General features: G+C 38.2%; 17 protein-coding genes. 6 read left to right on the forward strand and 11 right to left on the reverse strand.

All coding sequences use genetic code 11. The features are described from left to right. Positions 1-175: 175 nt before the first annotated feature. Positions 176-595, forward strand: a complete 420-nt coding sequence (locus I6F50_RS00990; protein ID WP_002963227.1) for an MAPEG family protein — start codon at positions 176-178, stop codon at positions 593-595. A gap of 130 nt (positions 596-725) precedes the next feature. On the opposite strand, the gene I6F50_RS00995 is transcribed toward I6F50_RS00990, so the two are convergent. After that, positions 726-2,573, reverse strand: a complete 1,848-nt coding sequence (locus I6F50_RS00995; RefSeq protein WP_165727854.1) for an ABC transporter ATP-binding protein — start codon at positions 2,571-2,573, stop codon at positions 726-728. 149 nt (positions 2,574-2,722) lie between these two features. After that, positions 2,723-3,559, reverse strand: a complete 837-nt coding sequence (locus I6F50_RS01000; RefSeq protein ID WP_197175118.1) for a hypothetical protein — start codon at positions 3,557-3,559, stop codon at positions 2,723-2,725. 247 nt (positions 3,560-3,806) lie between these two features. Between I6F50_RS01000 and I6F50_RS01005 the strand changes: the two genes are divergently transcribed. Next, entirely contained in the window at positions 3,807-4,211 is a 405-nt protein-coding gene (locus I6F50_RS01005; RefSeq protein ID WP_197175120.1) for a GFA family protein, read from the forward strand. A gap of 6 nt (positions 4,212-4,217) precedes the next feature. Here I6F50_RS01005 and I6F50_RS01010 read toward each other — a convergent pair whose 3' ends face one another. Further along, the gene (locus tag I6F50_RS01010) at positions 4,218-5,015 is read right to left on the reverse strand and encodes a hypothetical protein (protein WP_197175122.1); all 798 of its coding nucleotides are present in this window, start codon (positions 5,013-5,015) and stop codon (positions 4,218-4,220) included. A gap of 149 nt (positions 5,016-5,164) precedes the next feature. Here I6F50_RS01010 and I6F50_RS01015 point away from each other — a divergent pair, with 149 nt between their 5' ends. The 3 genes from I6F50_RS01015 to I6F50_RS01025 all read left to right on the forward strand — a co-directional run bounded on the left by I6F50_RS01015 (position 5,165) and on the right by I6F50_RS01025 (position 7,643). After that, a complete protein-coding gene (locus I6F50_RS01015) occupies positions 5,165-5,557 on the forward strand; it encodes a hypothetical protein (RefSeq protein WP_024589167.1) in 393 nt (130 codons plus the stop codon). Between the two features lie 118 nt (positions 5,558-5,675). Further along, positions 5,676-7,079 (forward strand): M28 family peptidase, encoded by a 1,404-nt coding sequence (locus tag I6F50_RS01020; RefSeq protein WP_197119325.1) that lies wholly within the window; start codon positions 5,676-5,678, stop codon positions 7,077-7,079. Positions 7,080-7,196: 117 nt separating this feature from the next. Further along, positions 7,197-7,643, forward strand: a complete 447-nt coding sequence (locus I6F50_RS01025) for a DUF4826 family protein (RefSeq protein WP_007580192.1) — start codon at positions 7,197-7,199, stop codon at positions 7,641-7,643. 62 nt (positions 7,644-7,705) lie between these two features. Here the strand turns inward: I6F50_RS01025 and I6F50_RS01030 are convergent, their stop codons facing one another. The 5 genes from I6F50_RS01030 to mnmA all read right to left on the reverse strand — a co-directional run bounded on the left by I6F50_RS01030 (position 7,706) and on the right by mnmA (position 12,669). Continuing rightward, complete coding sequence (locus I6F50_RS01030) at positions 7,706-8,164, reverse strand: GNAT family N-acetyltransferase (protein ID WP_197175124.1); 459 nt, start codon at positions 8,162-8,164, stop codon at positions 7,706-7,708. A 154-nt stretch (positions 8,165-8,318) separates the two neighbouring features. Next, positions 8,319-9,476, reverse strand: coding sequence for a cupin domain-containing protein (locus I6F50_RS01035; protein ID WP_166376827.1), 1,158 nt, complete (start codon positions 9,474-9,476; stop codon positions 8,319-8,321). A gap of 88 nt (positions 9,477-9,564) precedes the next feature. Further along, entirely contained in the window at positions 9,565-10,935 is a 1,371-nt protein-coding gene (purB, locus tag I6F50_RS01040) for an adenylosuccinate lyase (protein ID WP_024589170.1), read from the reverse strand. Between the two features lie 31 nt (positions 10,936-10,966). After that, the gene (hflD, locus tag I6F50_RS01045; protein ID WP_024589171.1) at positions 10,967-11,569 is read right to left on the reverse strand and encodes a high frequency lysogenization protein HflD; all 603 of its coding nucleotides are present in this window, start codon (positions 11,567-11,569) and stop codon (positions 10,967-10,969) included. After that, the gene (mnmA, locus tag I6F50_RS01050; protein WP_197159445.1) at positions 11,569-12,669 is read right to left on the reverse strand and encodes a tRNA 2-thiouridine(34) synthase MnmA; all 1,101 of its coding nucleotides are present in this window, start codon (positions 12,667-12,669) and stop codon (positions 11,569-11,571) included. Before mnmA ends, hflD begins: the two co-directional genes overlap by 1 nt. A 360-nt stretch (positions 12,670-13,029) precedes the next feature. Between mnmA and I6F50_RS01055 the strand changes: the two genes are divergently transcribed. Beyond that, the gene (locus tag I6F50_RS01055) at positions 13,030-14,301 is read left to right on the forward strand and encodes a diguanylate cyclase (RefSeq protein WP_197159444.1); all 1,272 of its coding nucleotides are present in this window, start codon (positions 13,030-13,032) and stop codon (positions 14,299-14,301) included. 50 nt (positions 14,302-14,351) lie between these two features. On the opposite strand, the gene I6F50_RS01060 is transcribed toward I6F50_RS01055, so the two are convergent. The 3 genes from I6F50_RS01060 to I6F50_RS01070 are packed head-to-tail and all read right to left on the reverse strand — an operon-like array spanning position 14,352 to position 15,797. Beyond that, positions 14,352-14,789 carry an NUDIX domain-containing protein gene (locus tag I6F50_RS01060; RefSeq protein ID WP_165727862.1) on the reverse strand — a complete coding sequence of 146 codons (438 nt, stop codon included), beginning with the start codon at positions 14,787-14,789 and terminating at the stop codon, positions 14,352-14,354. Beyond that, entirely contained in the window at positions 14,782-15,468 is a 687-nt protein-coding gene (locus I6F50_RS01065; protein ID WP_165727863.1) for a pseudouridine synthase, read from the reverse strand. The genes I6F50_RS01060 and I6F50_RS01065 overlap by 8 nt, the downstream gene beginning before the upstream one ends. After that, a complete protein-coding gene (locus I6F50_RS01070; RefSeq protein WP_165727864.1) occupies positions 15,468-15,797 on the reverse strand; it encodes a TusE/DsrC/DsvC family sulfur relay protein in 330 nt (109 codons plus the stop codon). Before I6F50_RS01070 ends, I6F50_RS01065 begins: the two co-directional genes overlap by 1 nt. Positions 15,798-15,800 lie beyond the last annotated feature (3 nt).

Below are 15,800 nucleotides of genomic sequence, written 5' to 3' on the forward strand. Positions count from 1 at the left end.
AGCTCAGTTTTGATGTTATTTTTAAAATCATAACAAGTAAATTTTATACAACGCCGTGAGTTACTTACATATGTAATTAGGCTTATTAAATTAACCCTTTAAATATCAGTGTATTAACTTAGGCCTTAAAATTGCACTCTAAACTAAGTTAAAAAACAAAATAAAGGATTTAGTAATGACTGAAGTTGCACTTTCGGCCTATTTGGCATTTTACCTCTATTTAATTATGTTGCTTGTACAGTGGGCTGTGGCTACGTTTAGCAAAGCTAAAGAGCCAAATGCTGTACCAGGTAAAATTGACGAGGATTTATCGCACGATAGCTTTATATTTAGAGCGCATCGTACGTTTCATAATACGCTTGAAAACAGCGCATTATTTATAGGTACGGTGTTATTTGCGTTTGTAATTAATTATCAAAGCCCGATTTTTGCAATGTGTATTTGGGTGTACTTAATTGCGCGTTTAATTCACATGGCGCTGTACTACGCTATAGCAACGGAGAAAAACCCAAGTCCACGTAGTTACTTCTTTTTAATTGGTGTGCTTGCTAATGTGGTTATGCTGATAATGATAGGATTAAGACTAATCTCTTAGTTTATAAAAAAGTTATAAACTCTATTTATAACTTTAAACAAAAAAGCGAAGAGCCTTTAAGGCATCTTCGCTTTTTTGTTTAGGTAGCAGCAGAATATAAACCACGTCTACAGTAAGGTAATATTAATGGCTAATCGACGCCTATAAACCCGCCTGTTTGATGTGTCCACAGGGCTGCGTAAATCCCACCCTTAGCGATTAGTTCTTCATGAGTGCCTTGCTCAACTACGCCGCCGTCATCAAGTACAATTAATCTGTCCATTTGTGCAATGGTTGAGAGCCTATGCGCTATGGCGATTACTGTTTTGCCTGTCATTAAGTCATCAAGACTTGCCTGAATTGCCGCTTCTACTTCTGAGTCGAGTGCGCTGGTGGCTTCGTCGAGTATAAGTATGGGTGCATTTTTAAGTAGCACACGTGCAATAGCAATACGTTGGCGTTGACCGCCTGAAAGAGTAACACCGCGTTCGCCCACTTGTGCATCAAAGCCTTTGTTACCTTTGCTATCTACCAAGTCGTTTATAAACTCAAGTGCCTTAGCTTGTTTGGTCGCGTTGATCATTTCGTCTTGTGTTGCATCAGGGCGACCATACAAAATGTTGTCTTTTACTGAGCGATGAAGCAGGGAAGTGTCTTGCGTAACCATCGCTATGTAGCGGCGTAGACTTTCTTGGCTTACGTCTGTGATGTTTTGCCCATCAATTTTTATTGTTCCTGAGTCAGTATCGTAAAAACGCAGTAACAAGTTAACAAGTGTTGATTTACCTGCACCAGAGCGACCGACTAAGCCAATTTTTTCGCCAGGTTTAATGTTTAAGTTTAAACCATTCATTACTGGGCTGCGATTAGTCTCGTTTGCAGCTTTGCCGTAGTTAAAATGTACGTTGTTAAACTCAATAGCACCTTGGCTTACGTTAAGTGTATCGGCATTTGGTTTATCGGCAACTTCAATAGGGTTAGACAGTGTTTTCATACCATCGGCTACGGTGCCAATGTTTTCGAACAAGCTGCTTATTTCCCACATGATCCATTGCGCCATACCGTTTAATCTAAGCGCTAAACTAACAGCAACTGCAATGGCACCTGCGCTAATTGCACTAAGCGACCATAAATAAAGTGATACTGCGGTAACCGAAAATACTAATAAATAATTTAAGCTTTGAATAACAAAGTTTAGGCTGGTTACCAAGCGCATTTGTTTGTACACAGGCTGCAAAAATACATCCATGCTTTGTTTTGCGTATTGCTCTTCACGCTGGGTATACGAAAACAATTTAATAGTAGAAATATTTGTGTAGCTATCAACAATTCGACCGGTCATTTCTGAGCGCGCATCAGCTTGTGAGCTGGCAATTTTTTTAAGGCGAGGTACAAAATAAAGCTGTACGCAAATGTATAAAACTAACCAAACCAGTAAAGGGATCATTAAGCGCCAATCAGCTTCGGCAACTAAAAATACCATTGAGCCAAAATAAACCACTATGTACATTAATACATCGAGTAGTTTGGTCACTGTTTCGCGAACGGCTAAAGAGGTTTGTAATACTTTGGTGGCTATTCTTCCTGCAAACTCATTTTGATAAAAGCTCACACTTTGGCGCAGTAAATAACGATGCGCTAACCAGCGAATCGACATAGGGTAATTGCCCAGTAATGCTTGGTGCAAAATAGCAGAATGAAAAAATACGACTACGGGCAATACCAGTAAGAGCATGACAGCCATTTTGATAAGTTCTGATTTTTGCTCTACAAACAAGGTTTCGGGTGTGTAGGCCGTTAACCAATCAACAAGCTGCCCCATATAGCTAAATAAAGAAACCTCTAAAATAGCGAGCATGGCGGCGCTGATTGACATTAGCACCAACGACAATTCCATTCCTTTGGTGTAGTGACGACAAAAAGCAAATAAAGTCGAAGGCGGCTGAGTAGGTTGATCCTCAGGAAATGCTTTTGTCATTTTTTCAAATAATCGATACATTTTAAAAACTTAAATGGCAAATAATGGTGGCTATTATACCATTTAAGTATTTTTAAATGCAGGTTTGTAAGGTATTAATTGTGAATATGCTAGAGCGTTATTAATATAAACTTATGTATAAAAGAACACCTAAAAACACTTCACTTACTTTATAGCATTGGGTTATTTAGGTTTGTACCTTTGCTCATGTATAAATCGTCATATCTGAGACCACCATTTCCGTAAGGCTTTTTAATTGGGCCTGTATTACAGTTTGCTAAAAAATATATAAGAGGTTGTTCGCGCTTCATTCTAAATTGTGCATTTTTATACACCAGTGTTTGCTTGCTAAATTCACCACCTTTTACGTAAACAGCATATTGCTGACCTTGCTCTGAGGCTGCTGCGTTATTAACAACGTACCATACGTCGTACCAGGTATTTGTTTGCAGTGGCTTGGCCGATTGTTTGGTAGTGTAGTTTTGAATGTTGCTATACCCGCTGTCGGTTTTAACCATTAAAGCGCCATCGTTTACAAACCCGTTTGATTCTGTTTTATCGGTTACGCGAAGTGTAGGCTCAAACGCATCGTACGCATGTTTATTAATTAGCTCTGGCGTAAGGTTGCTTAATCCAAAAGCATGGTTATTAGGAAAAGTAGCTACGTTTATACGCATATAAAATGTGTAGGTTTGACCAACTTCAACCGCTTGTGGAAGTTTTGTATAAGAAAGCGCTTTACGATTTCCTACAATGCCCTCAGCTGCAGGTTTTTTTAGTAAATAATGATTTGTTGATGAGTTTGCTTGTTCTGGTTGTATAACTGTTATTTGTGGGTTTTTAACCTGTGGTTTAGTTTCATTTTGGGTATCGACACTTTGCCACTTGCTAAGTGAATTTTCAAAGTTATCAATAAGTAGCCAATCGCTCGATGTACTTTTTTGAATGGTTGAACATGCTGATAGCGTGCTAAACAAACATAGAATTAAAATGTGTTTGGAAGACATAATTGGCTCTCGTAATATTATTGATATTTGGTTAACCAATTTAAATTTTGGCTATAGTTTTTATTGAGAGTTATGTAACCAATTTAATGTTTTTATGTCAACCATTAAAGCAATAGGTAATGGCGTGGGAACTGCGAAGATACAAAAATTATTATTCCATTCAAAAAATTAACCAGTAAACTTATCCATTAAATCAACTCAGCAAATTTCAGCTGAGTTTAAAATAATTTAATAGTTAGGATGTTATATGTATACGGGTTCGTGTTTGTGCGGTGAGGTAAGGGTTGAAGTGTCGGGTAGTATAACCAGCATTATTCGTTGTCATTGTTCACTGTGCAGAAAAAACAGCGGGACTGCATTTGCAACCAATGGCTTTGTAAATACAGATGACTTCACAATAACCAAAGGAAAAGCATTACTTAGTGAATTTAGTTTTAAACCAGGGCGCACTCGTTACTTTTGTAAGTGGTGTGGCTCGCCGGTTTACAGTAGCAATAATGATGACAAAAGCAGAATACGAATTCGTTTAGGAATATTTGATAGCGATATTACTGAGCAGGTTTTATCGCATAATTTTGTTACGTCTAAAGCTAACTGGGAGAAGTTAGAAACAAGCTTACCGTGCTATGAAAAACATGAACCTGGTCGGTAACGCGTTTTATTCAATGTGGTAAATGCTGTTAATACTTTTATAAAGGTTTGGTGCAAAATTTATAAACACCGGTGAGTGTTGTATTTCATCAACGTTTATGTGCATTAATGTTTGCTGGCTTAGTATGATTACTATATTTTTGTATTCGTTAAACTCTATTATCGCTAAGCACTTAAAATGTTGCCTTAAAAGTACTAAAAGCATTTGCAGCTCTTGGCCAGTTTGTGGGTTTAAATTAATGATTACTTGCGTATTTTGCTCACTGCAGCTATTTATATTTTGCCAAAAGCTATCGCTGGTTAAAAAAGGCTGGTGATATTCACCACTAAAAATATCGATAGTGATTACGTTAAAGTGATCAGTGCATTGGGTAATATATTGCTCGGCGCATTGTAAATAGGTGCTGTGCTTAATTGGTAACTTAAAGTGCTGGGCAGCAATTAAGGCAATGCTTGGGTTTATTTCTACCGTGTTAAATGTATTGATGGTGTTTATGTAAGGCGTATTACTTTGTAAGTGATACATAATTCGCTCAAACCCTGCAGTGCCCAAGCCTAAATTTAATATATTTAGTGTATCTACCGGTTTAAGTAAAAATAACATCATACACTGGTTTACAGGTACTATTACTTGCTCAGGGTGTATAAGGTTCATAACGCCCTGAATTGTAATGTCTTCATTGGTTTTTTGTGCAAGCGTTAACCACCGGTATTCTTTATTTTGATACACGCATACGGGGCCGTATGCACTTTGCTGCGACTCAATAAGGTTACTTTTAACTGTATCTTCTTTTAGCTGACGCATAACTTAAACTATTAATATATAAACAATGACAGTGTGCCACGAAAAACATATTTTTTAATAGATTATTGTGTAACAAGGTTTGTAATTTAACCTCAAAATATAATATTGTATTAGCAATTAATTAGTTAGACGTTATTCAAGGATTGAAAATGAGAACATTTATTTGCGCTGTTCATTTTGTGTGTGCTCAGTGGATGAAAAAATTAGACTCAAGAAATAAAAATACGGCCATAAATGCTGCAGCATTGTTAGCTATGATATCTACTGTATATAGTTTTCTTTTAGCTATGACGTTTGACATTCACTACTTAGATAAAATAATCAGTACTTTTAAGCAAAACCCTTTACTTATTGGTGCTCTATTTTACGCAATCGTAATTGGAATTGTGTTTTTAATTTTGGGTGATTTTAACGGTTATAGAAGTAGAGTTAGATCTTGTATAAATAAAGGGAGCTTTAAAAAATATATTTTAGGAATAAAGCTGTGGATGTTTGGGTTAATTCCTATGACCGGTATTATGTTGATTGTACGACTCAATTAACTCTCTAAGTATTACTATAACTGCGCTTTAGCGTGCTCCTTTCTACATCTACCTCAAATGTATTGCCATAAAATCTTAGTTAAGTAATGGTTACACCATAATAATTAGGAGCTAATAGATGCTTAAAACACCTTTAAAAATCACAACAACGTTACTCAAATTTACTGCAATTGCAGGCGCTTGCTCACTTGCATTATCAGCACATGGTGAAACGCAATTACAATATACCGACCAACAAAAGTTACACGATATAGCAAGTGAAGTGTCGGCTACCCGTATCGGTAGTGACATTCAAACGCTGGTGGATTTTGGTACTCGCCATACGCTTTCAGAGACTAAATCGGATACGCGAGGTATTGGTGCGGCTAGGCGTTGGATAAAAAAAGAATTTGAAAAAATATCTGTGCAGTGTGGTGGTTGTCTGGAAATTATTGAAGTAAAGGACACTATATCGGGCGAAAAACGCATTCCTAATCCTGTTGAAGTGGTTAACATAGTGGCTATTCAACGTGGATCGAGCGAGCCGAATCGGATGGTGATGATGTCGGGTGATATAGATTCACGTGTAAGTGATGTTATGGACTTTACGAGTGATTCACCGGGTGCTAACGATAATGCATCGGGCGTGGCAGGAGTAATAGAAGCAGCTCGTGTTTTAAGTAAATACAAATTTAATGGTTCGGTAGTTTACGCGGCGCTTTCGGGCGAAGAGCAAGGTTTGTTTGGCGGTAAAATATTAACGGCTTATGCACAAAAGCATAACTGGCAAGTTCATGGCGTTTTAAACAACGATATGATTGGCAATATTACCGGTATTAATGGGGTAACTAATAACACGACTGCACGTATATTTTCAGAAGGTACCCGTGTTGTAGAAACAAAAGAGCAAGCTAATACTCGGCGCTTTACAGGTGGTGAAGTTGATTCTGCGAGTCGTAATTTAGCTCGCTACATAGATACTATTGCTGACAGATACATTCCTAATTTAGATACAATGCTTGTATATCGATTAGATAGATTTGGTCGTGGTGGGCATCATCGCCCATTTAATGATGCAGGTTTTGCAGCAGTGCGTATTATGGAAACTAACGAGCACTACGATCGTCAGCATCAAGATTTACGCACTGAAAATGGTGTTGAGTATGGTGATACCATTGAAGGTGTTGATTTTGATTATACGGCTAAGTTAACTTCACTTAATGCGGTAACGATGGCGTCTATGGCGTGGGCACCCGCACCGCCAAAAGAAGTTAAAATAAAGGGCGCTGTTACAGCTGATACGTCGTTTTCATGGCAACAAAGCAGTGATGAAAATATTGCTGGCTATAAAATTTATTGGCGTTACACGAGCGAGCCGCAATGGCAGTTTAGTAAATACGTTGGTAAGGTTTCACAGTACACACTTAAAAACGTAGTGATTGATAATTATTACTTTGGTGTAGCCTCTGTTAGTAAAGACGGTATTGAGTCTCCAGTAGTTTTTCCGGGTGATGTAGGTTCGTTTGATCACAATATAAAATAATAGTTTGGCTAAAAACACAGCAAACAGAGCGCTTTAAGGTGCAAACGACCTTTTTATACTTGCACCTTATTTACTAAGCCCTTAGAGTGTTAAAAAAGAAGTAAAAGGTTATTAAAAATGCAACAACAAGAAAAAAAGCCGTTAACAGCAAAAGAGCAAGTTATAACTGATGAGCAAAGAATGCAGTGGCAACGCGAATGTTTTCAAGCAGCGCAAAAACATTTAGCCGAAAAGGGCATTATGCCAAAATCAGTAGTTGATAAAGACAGCCGATTTTTAGCACCACTTTGTGCAATGTGGAAATTTAAAGCCCAAAACGGTAAAACATATTGGGTAGTAACAGGGCGCTTACCTACAGATCATGCTGAAGTAAGTGCAGCTACAGATGCTCGCGATGCAATGCGTTATTTTTCTTTGCAGTGGCAATTAAAAGCGGATCAAATTATGAGTACAGGCGCGCGTGATAAAACGCAGGTAGATTTTGCTAACTTACTTATAAATAGAGCACATGGCTTGTACGAAATGTATGATAATGAACCGCTGTGGGCAAATGAACCAAAGTAACTACAGTTTGGGTTAAGTAACAATGTAGAGGGTGATAGCTTATTTATAGCCCTTTTCTTTATCTAATGGACAAGTGTGAAGGGGGTTGTATTAAACGCCGAAACAGAGCATTGCATACGTTGCCTAGGAATTCCCGCCTCCATAAAAACATTTCCTTGCTGAATAAAGCCATTTCGCTTAAAACGCTCTACCTCATTTAAAATACAATTAATGCTTACTTCTTCTATACCTTGGTTGGAAGCTAATTCAACAATAAAGTTAAGAGGCGATTTATATACTTTGCGATTACGGTGCTCGGGTAATACCGCTATTCTGCCGATTAAGCCATCTGTACACAGCCGACCTGTTGCAATAGGGCAGTTTGCATCGTCTGTAACAAGTACATGTAATGCAATTTTATCTAGGCTATCAAATTCGATGTGCTTGGGGATATGTAACTCGTAAACAAAAACTCGCTCTCGAATTTTTTGTAGCATATCTTTTTTTATATCCCATTCAACCTTATCAACCAGATAGCCCATTGCAAACTCCTATTGATAGCCAATTAAAATGAGTAAGCAATCACAGCAAAATTATTTAAGCCAATATCAGGTGAAAATTAAAATTTTTAACTAACCTGTATACATAATATTTTACGCTGCAAAATGCTCACCATTATTAATAAAATTGGTATTATTACTCTTGGTCTATATTAAACCAAAGCCCCTCATTAACAAGTGTAGTAAAAGTTTGAGTAAAAACTAAACTTGGGTTTGTTAAATTTAATGCTGAACTTTCAAATTCAGTATTATCGGTAAGTAGTTTTACCGCCGCTAAGTCAGTTAATGGCATAGCGTAATTTTCACCGTTTACACTTAATAACACTTCGGTATCGAGCTGCTGATAAATAGCACGCGTGCCACCTAAACGCTCAAACACAGCTTCTTCATCACTTAAATCATCGCTTATTTGCTCAGGTGTAAATGGAGGTTCTACTGGTGCTAAATCCATTTCATGCTTGGGCTGACTAAGCGTTGAGCCTAACCATTGTTTAAATAAATCGTCATTTTCTAAAAGTGCCGCCATCAGTGTTTTAACTTTATCAACTTCAAGGTTTGTAAGTTCACCTTTTGATTTTCTTAGTGTGATGTTGTGATCGGTATAACGTTTTTGTCCGCTTTCGGTATCAATAATATGATCGGCAAAGCTCGACAATAAATCTTGTTGATTTGGCGCCCTAAAACCAACTGAATAATTTAGTGCGTTTTCTACAGCGTAACCTTCGTGAGGGCACCCTGGTGGAATATACAAAATATCGCCTGGTTCTAATATGCAATCAATTACGGCTTCAAAAGGTTCAACTTGCAGTAACTTTTTGTTTTGAGCAAACTGTTTAAGTGTTGGATCGGGCAGGCCTACACGCCAATGACGTTTACCTTCGCCTTGAATAATAAATACGTCATATTGGTCTAAATGTGGGCCAACACCACCATTAGGCGTTGAATAGCTGATCATTAAATCATCTATGCGCCAGTTTGGAATAAACCTAAATGGCTCTAGTAGTTGTGCAGCTTCGCTATGCCAGTGATCAACTGCTTGCACGAGCAATGTAGAATGATCGTCTGTTAACTGCTCAAAGTCTTCAAATGGACCTTGGTGCGTTTGCCAGTCATTTTTATGATTGGTGATAATACGTGACTCTATGCTTTCTTCCATTGCTAGGCCGGCAAGTTCATTAGCATCAAGCGGGTCTTGAAAATTAGCAAAACCCTGTTTGATTAAAAGCGGCTTTTTTTGCCAAAAATGGCTTAAAAACTCTTGCTCAGACAAATTATTTATTTTTAATTGATACATACATTATGCCTACTAGTTAGTGCAATGGGGTTAAAACAAAAAAAGCGAAAGGATGATCCTTTCGCTTTTTAAAAGAGCAATTTAGTTTTTAAACTAAATCATCAATAAACTCAACAGCACGACCAATGTAATTAGCAGGTGTTAGTTTTTTCATTTCTACTTTAGCGTGCTCTGGAAGGTCTAAACCATCGATGAAGTCAGCCATTATTTCTTTGTTTACACGTTTACCGCGTGTTAAATCTTTAAGTTTTTCGTATGGCTTTTCAATACCATATTTACGCATAACTGTTTGAATCGGCTCGGCTAGCAATTCCCAGTTTTGATCAAGCTCGTCAGCTAAACGTTGCTCGTTTACTTCAAGCTTGCTTACACCTTTAAGTGTTGATTGGTATGCAATAATTGCATAACCCATACCTACACCTAGGTTACGTAATACCGTTGAATCAGTAAGGTCACGCTGCCAGCGAGAAACGGGTAATTTTTGTGCAAGATGAGCAAAAATAGCATTTGCTAAGCCTAAGTTGCCTTCTGAGTTTTCAAAATCAATTGGGTTAACTTTATGTGGCATTGTTGATGAGCCAATTTCGCCAGCAATTGTTTTTTGCTTAAAGTGATTAAGGGCAATGTAACCCCACATGTCACGGTCGAAATCTAACAATATAGTGTTAAAACGTGCAATTGCGTCAAATAATTCTGCAATATAGTCATGCGGTTCAATTTGTGTAGTAAATGGGTTTAGTGTTAAGCCTAAACTTGATACAAATTTATCTGCATGTGTATGCCAGTCGTAATCTGGGTATGCGCTAAGGTGAGCGTTGTAGTTACCAACAGCACCATTAACTTTACCTAGCATCTCTACTTGTGCAATTTGCCCGCGTTGACGCTTTAAGCGCATATATACGTTAGCAAACTCTTTACCCATAGTTGATGGTGTAGCAGGTTGTCCGTGCGTACGAGTCATCATTGGGATTGTTTTGTATTCAATTGCTTTAGCTTTAATTGCGCTTAAAAGTTCATCGCAATAAGGAAGTAAAACATTTTTACGCGCTTCGCTTAGCATTAAACCATGAGATAGATTGTTAATATCTTCTGAAGTACAAGCAAAGTGAATAAATTCGTTTATTGCATGAAGCTCACTGTTATCGGCGACTTTTTCTTTTAGTAGGTATTCAACCGCTTTAACATCGTGATTTGTAGTGCGTTCTATATCTTTAACGCGTTGTGCATCAGCTTCACTGAAGTTATCTACAATGGCGTTTAGAAGTGCATTAGCTTCTTCGCTAAATGCAGGTACTTCTTTAATATCGCTTGCTGCAGCTAACGCTTGCAACCAACGCACTTCAACAATTACGCGGTATTTGATTAAGCCAAATTCGCTGAAAATACTGCGTAGTTCAGTGGTTTTGCTGCCGTAGCGACCATCCACTGGAGAGATAGCCGTTAACGCTGAAAGCTCCATAATAACTCCTAAATTTTAGTTTGAACGATAGTTAAATTTTTGTTTTAGCAATGGCGAGTATTTTTCTTTTTGCAAAGAAAAAGTGACGGCGTTTGCCGCCCATTTGACGCCATAACACTGCACTTCTAATGCCGGCTAATAATAATGCACGGATTTTATTTTGAGTGAGCTGCTGTTTTAGTAACTCGGGTTTACCATAAACCTGTATTCGGTGCCCAAGGGGGCTCAGCACCGACGAGTATATATCTGCTAAACCGGCGACAACGCTCTCGTCGGTAATAGCAAAATGATCTAAACGACGATGAATATCATCTATTCGTTTACCTAATTCGTTTAAGCTTTTGTCGTTTGCGCTCAGTGCGCGCTCAAGTTGCATTAAACCACCTACGTATTTAACTATTTCAACATCTTTTTGAGCGCCAGCAGTAAGCTGTGCCATTAATGTTTTATAGCCATCACGTAAGTTGTCAGTGCCTTGATAAACATCTTCTGGCGATGCCGGAGATGTTTGGATAATACTCGAAAGTAAGATTTCTAAATCATGTTCGTTATTGTTACCGTATTGGGCAATTTTTTGAACTTGTTTAGCAGCTTGGCACATGGCGGCAAGCGCCATGACTTGGTGTTCATTCATTACTTAATCACCGAATCGATAATACCGCCACCTAAACAGATATCTTCTGCGTAAAATACGGCAGATTGACCAGGCGTCACTGCTTTTTGTGGCTCGTCGAACAATACGCGGGCCATGCCGTCTTCACCTACAAGTAAAGTACAGCTTAAGTCTTCTTGGCGGTAACGTGTTTTTACTGTGCAGCGAGTTGTGCCTTTAGGACCAATTCGGTCTACCCAATGCAGTTGATTAGCGTTAAGACCGTTGCTGTATAGACGAGGGTGATCTTTACCTTGGCCTACAATAAGTACGTTACGTTCTAAGTCTTTATCAACAACATACCATGGCTCACCAGAGCCTTCTTTCATACCGCCAATTAACAAGCCTTTGCGTTGTCCAAGCGTATGGTACATTAAGCCTTCGTGCTCACCTACGTTGTTACCGTCAGTGTCTTCGATAACACCTAGCTGTGCTGGTAAGAACTTTTGTAAAAAGTCTTTAAATTTACGCTCACCGATAAAGCAAATGCCAGTGCTATCTTTTTTATCGTGAGTGATTAGGTCTTGCTCTTCTGCTATGCGGCGTACTTCAGGTTTTTCGATATCACCTACAGGGAATAAAGTTTGGCTGAGGTGCTCGTGGCTTAGCGTATATAAAAAGTAGCTTTGGTCTTTATTGTTATCAAGCCCGCGACACATTACGTATTTGTCATCGCGAAGCTCACGGCGAACATAGTGGCCCGTTGCAATAAAGTCTGCGCCTAGCGCTTGAGCTGCAAATTCTAAAAAAGCTTTAAATTTAATTTCTTTGTTACACATTATATCTGGGTTAGGTGTACGGCCTGCTTTGTACTCTGCTAAAAAGTACTCAAATACGTTGTCCCAGTATTCTGCTGCAAAGTTAACAGTGTGAAGCTCAATGCCTAATTTGTCGCACACTGCTTGCGCATCTTTTAAGTCATCAGCTGCAGCACAGTATTCATCATTGTCATCTTCTTCCCAGTTCTTCATAAACAGGCCTTCTACTTGGTAGCCCTGTTGTTGTAATAAATACGCAGATACAGAAGAATCAACACCGCCGGACATGCCAACAATGACTTTAATGTGACTATTTTCGCTCATGAATAATTTCGCTTATACAGATTGCTGTTAACTTGGAAAGGCCGCGATTATAGCATGTATTTTGTTTGTGCTTAAAGAGACTAAGGGCGCAAAGAGGGGAATTAGTCAGTATTTTATTTATATAACAAATAGCAAACTAGACTTAAGCGCGTTATCAGGCTGTAACTTTAGTAATATTAAAGTGATCTTTACTAATAAATTAAAACTGTAGAATAATTCATGTAGTTATTGAGTTTTATTAATAGTATTTTCTTTTAAAACTACTAGAGTAAATATACACTTAATAAAATAAAAATAGTGGTGAGTATATGAATGTAAACCACTTTAAGTCGCTTGATATATAGTCAATGGAATGAATATATGAATTACGTCTATCAAATAAATAAGATAAATTCTTTAGTTGAACACTACACAAACGAATCTGATTTTGTGGATAGTGAATTACTCTCCAGTAAAACGACAGAGTTTAAAAAGTCAGCCTATCACCTTTTTTATGAGTTAATAAAACTCAAAAACCCTCACATTTTCCAAGAACCAAATCATGTACATGAGTTATTTAGCTTAATTAAGGGCTCAACCGCTAAAAAGAACATTGAGCTAAAGGTGCTTGAGCACGTAGAACACTGGTGGCTTGAATGGTATTTTGCTTTAGAAATGGACGAAAAGCTTAGTATTGAAAAAAGTGATATGCCAATGAGTTACTTACCTCAAAGTACACTCAACCCTATGCGCAAACATGAGATAAGTCATTACGCTAGGTTATTTACCGTTTTGCCAATGCCGGTATGTAATGTGTGTGCCAAAACGGGCGATATTTTAAAAGTTAATCAACGCTTTGTAGATGTTTTTGGTTATACAGTAGAGGATGTACCTAATCTTAAATCGTGGTGGGAAAAAGCGTATCCAGATCCGCAGTACAGAGCACTTGTAAAAGATCTGTGGCAAGACTCGCTTGAAAAGGCGCTGAATAATAATAATGATATACCCGCAAATAACTATCGAGTGTCTTGTCGTGATGGCACACAAGTGATGATGGAAATTTCAGGGATTGATATAGGTGAAGAGTTTTTAGCTGTTTTTAATGATGCTACAGAGCGTTTAGAAGCAGAGGATATACTTAGGGATATGGCCTTTTTGGATGCATTAACCAAAATTGCAAATAGGCGTCGGTTTGATGAAAAACTAACGCATGAGTACGAACGAGCAAAAGAATGCAAAGGCATGCTATCGATGATTATTATCGATATTGACCATTTTAAACAATTTAATGACCGGTATGGGCATGTAGCGGGCGATAGGTGCTTATATGATGTGGCCCAAACAATTGCTTCAACGGTTAGTCGCCCAGAAGATTTTGTTGCTCGCTATGGGGGAGAGGAATTTGTTGTTTTATTACCTCAAACCGATAGGCAAGGGGCATTGTTTATAGCTGAGCAAATACAAAAATCTGTAGAGAACTTAGCTATTGCACACCAGGATAGCTTTACAGGGTTTTTATCTATAAGTATGGGTATTAATACAATAAACGACTATACAACGGACGATAAAGTCAGCTTTGTGAAAGCAGCCGACAGTGCCCTGTATTATGCTAAAAAACAAGGGCGGAATTGCATAGCGTTAAGTTCGGTTTAATTATTTACAGTTATGTTTATCGCATAAATTAAAACAAGCTTTGATAGCGACTAGTTGTAAATAGTTTCAAGGCTCAACATTGGGCGCATTAGACTGTCGTTAATGCATTTTATTACCAGGGGACTTCTAAGCGGTAATGACTTGATTTGCTCAAACGTATACCAATTGGCGCTGATTATATCGGTATCTATTGGCACTGGAGTTTGTATGTTATCGAGCGCTTCAAATAAAAAGCAGAACCGTAAATAGTGTACTCCATTTTCGGCATGCAAATTATACACACCTAAAAAGCCGACTGGCTCAAGCGCTAAGCCTGTTTCTTCAAGTAATTCTCTGCTTGCGGCTTGTGCAAGAGTTTCGTTTTGTTCTAAATGACCAGCAGGTTGATTGTAGCAAACCTGCTGTGTAAATTTATCGCGCTCTTTGACGAGCAAAAACTCATTTTGCTTTTTTACTATTGCCGCAACTGTTACATGCGGTTTATGCATCAACTACGCCCTTAATTACTTTGTATTCACCACAATTAATATCATCCAACGTATAGTTGCCAATGCTATAGCGAATAAGGCGAAGTGTAGGGTGGCCAATATGTGCGGTCATTCGACGAACTTGTCTATTTTTACCTTCGTTAATGGTGATACTTAGCCACGTAGTTGGGATTGCTTTTCGCTCGCGTACAGGGGGATTACGCGCCCAAATTGTAGGCTCATCTATTATTTTAACGTTAGCAGGGAGTGTTAGCCCGTCTTTAAGTTTTACGCCATTGCATAAATCGTTAATTGATTCACTTGTTGGTTCACCTTCAACTTGTGCCCAGTAGGTTTTATTGGTTTTTTTATCAGGTGCAGTTAAGGTGTTTTGTAATTTACCGCAGTTTGTTAAAAGCAATAAACCTTCACTGTCTCTGTCTAATCTTCCTGCTGCGTAAACTTCTTTAATAGGGATAAACTCCGCAAGCGTTTGTCTGTCGGCGTCATCTGTAAATTGGCATAGCACATCAAATGGTTTGTTGAATAATACAATTTTTCTGTCTTTAGATGCTATTTGTGGCTTTATTTCTCTTTTACCAGAAGGTGTTTTGTTAAGTGCACTGCGTGAATAAGTGCGCCCTGTACTTCTTTTTGGCTTGGATTCAGTTACTTGATTATTGCCTGATTTAGATCTCATTATATGCACCTAGCTGGTTTTGGTAATCCGGCGATTTTTGTTGCTTGCTTAGCAGGGCCTTTAGGAAATAATTTATACAAATAAAGGCTGTTTCCTTTGTCTTCACCGAGTGCTTTAGCCATTGCTTTTACAAGCATTCTAATGGCTGGGCTGGTGTTATACTCAATGTAAAAATCACGAACAAAGTTAATGACTTCCCAGTGTTGTTCACTAAGTGTAATGTTTTCTTGGATAGCAATTACAGGTGCAAGCTCCTTTGACCACAAAGTATGATCAAGCAAGTAGCCTTGTTTGTCGGTTTCAATCTGTTGGTTGTTAAATTCAAGCATGAG

The organism is Pseudoalteromonas sp. NZS127_1 (assembly GCF_015864295.1).
GTDB lineage: Bacteria > Pseudomonadota > Gammaproteobacteria > Enterobacterales > Alteromonadaceae > Pseudoalteromonas > Pseudoalteromonas arctica.

Coding starts and splice junctions, on each gene's coding strand:
- hflD (WP_024589171.1), bottom strand. CDS start 11,569: ATGAATGAACACCAAGTCATGGCGCTTGCCGCCATGTGCCAAGCTGCT.
- I6F50_RS01005 (WP_197175120.1), top strand. CDS start 3,807: ATGTATACGGGTTCGTGTTTGTGCGGTGAGGTAAGGGTTGAAGTGTCG.
- mnmA (WP_197159445.1), bottom strand. CDS start 12,669: ATGAGCGAAAATAGTCACATTAAAGTCATTGTTGGCATGTCCGGCGGT.
- I6F50_RS01025 (WP_007580192.1), top strand. CDS start 7,197: ATGCAACAACAAGAAAAAAAGCCGTTAACAGCAAAAGAGCAAGTTATA.
- I6F50_RS00995 (WP_165727854.1), bottom strand. CDS start 2,573: ATGTATCGATTATTTGAAAAAATGACAAAAGCATTTCCTGAGGATCAA.
- I6F50_RS01055 (WP_197159444.1), top strand. CDS start 13,030: ATGAATTACGTCTATCAAATAAATAAGATAAATTCTTTAGTTGAACAC.
- purB (WP_024589170.1), bottom strand. CDS start 10,935: ATGGAGCTTTCAGCGTTAACGGCTATCTCTCCAGTGGATGGTCGCTAC.
- I6F50_RS00990 (WP_002963227.1), top strand. CDS start 176: ATGACTGAAGTTGCACTTTCGGCCTATTTGGCATTTTACCTCTATTTA.
- I6F50_RS01035 (WP_166376827.1), bottom strand. CDS start 9,476: ATGTATCAATTAAAAATAAATAATTTGTCTGAGCAAGAGTTTTTAAGC.
- I6F50_RS01020 (WP_197119325.1), top strand. CDS start 5,676: ATGCTTAAAACACCTTTAAAAATCACAACAACGTTACTCAAATTTACT.
- I6F50_RS01070 (WP_165727864.1), bottom strand. CDS start 15,797: ATGCTTGAATTTAACAACCAACAGATTGAAACCGACAAACAAGGCTAC.
- I6F50_RS01010 (WP_197175122.1), bottom strand. CDS start 5,015: ATGCGTCAGCTAAAAGAAGATACAGTTAAAAGTAACCTTATTGAGTCG.
- I6F50_RS01015 (WP_024589167.1), top strand. CDS start 5,165: ATGAGAACATTTATTTGCGCTGTTCATTTTGTGTGTGCTCAGTGGATG.
- I6F50_RS01000 (WP_197175118.1), bottom strand. CDS start 3,559: ATGTCTTCCAAACACATTTTAATTCTATGTTTGTTTAGCACGCTATCA.
- I6F50_RS01030 (WP_197175124.1), bottom strand. CDS start 8,164: ATGGGCTATCTGGTTGATAAGGTTGAATGGGATATAAAAAAAGATATG.
- I6F50_RS01060 (WP_165727862.1), bottom strand. CDS start 14,789: ATGCATAAACCGCATGTAACAGTTGCGGCAATAGTAAAAAAGCAAAAT.
- I6F50_RS01065 (WP_165727863.1), bottom strand. CDS start 15,468: ATGAGATCTAAATCAGGCAATAATCAAGTAACTGAATCCAAGCCAAAA.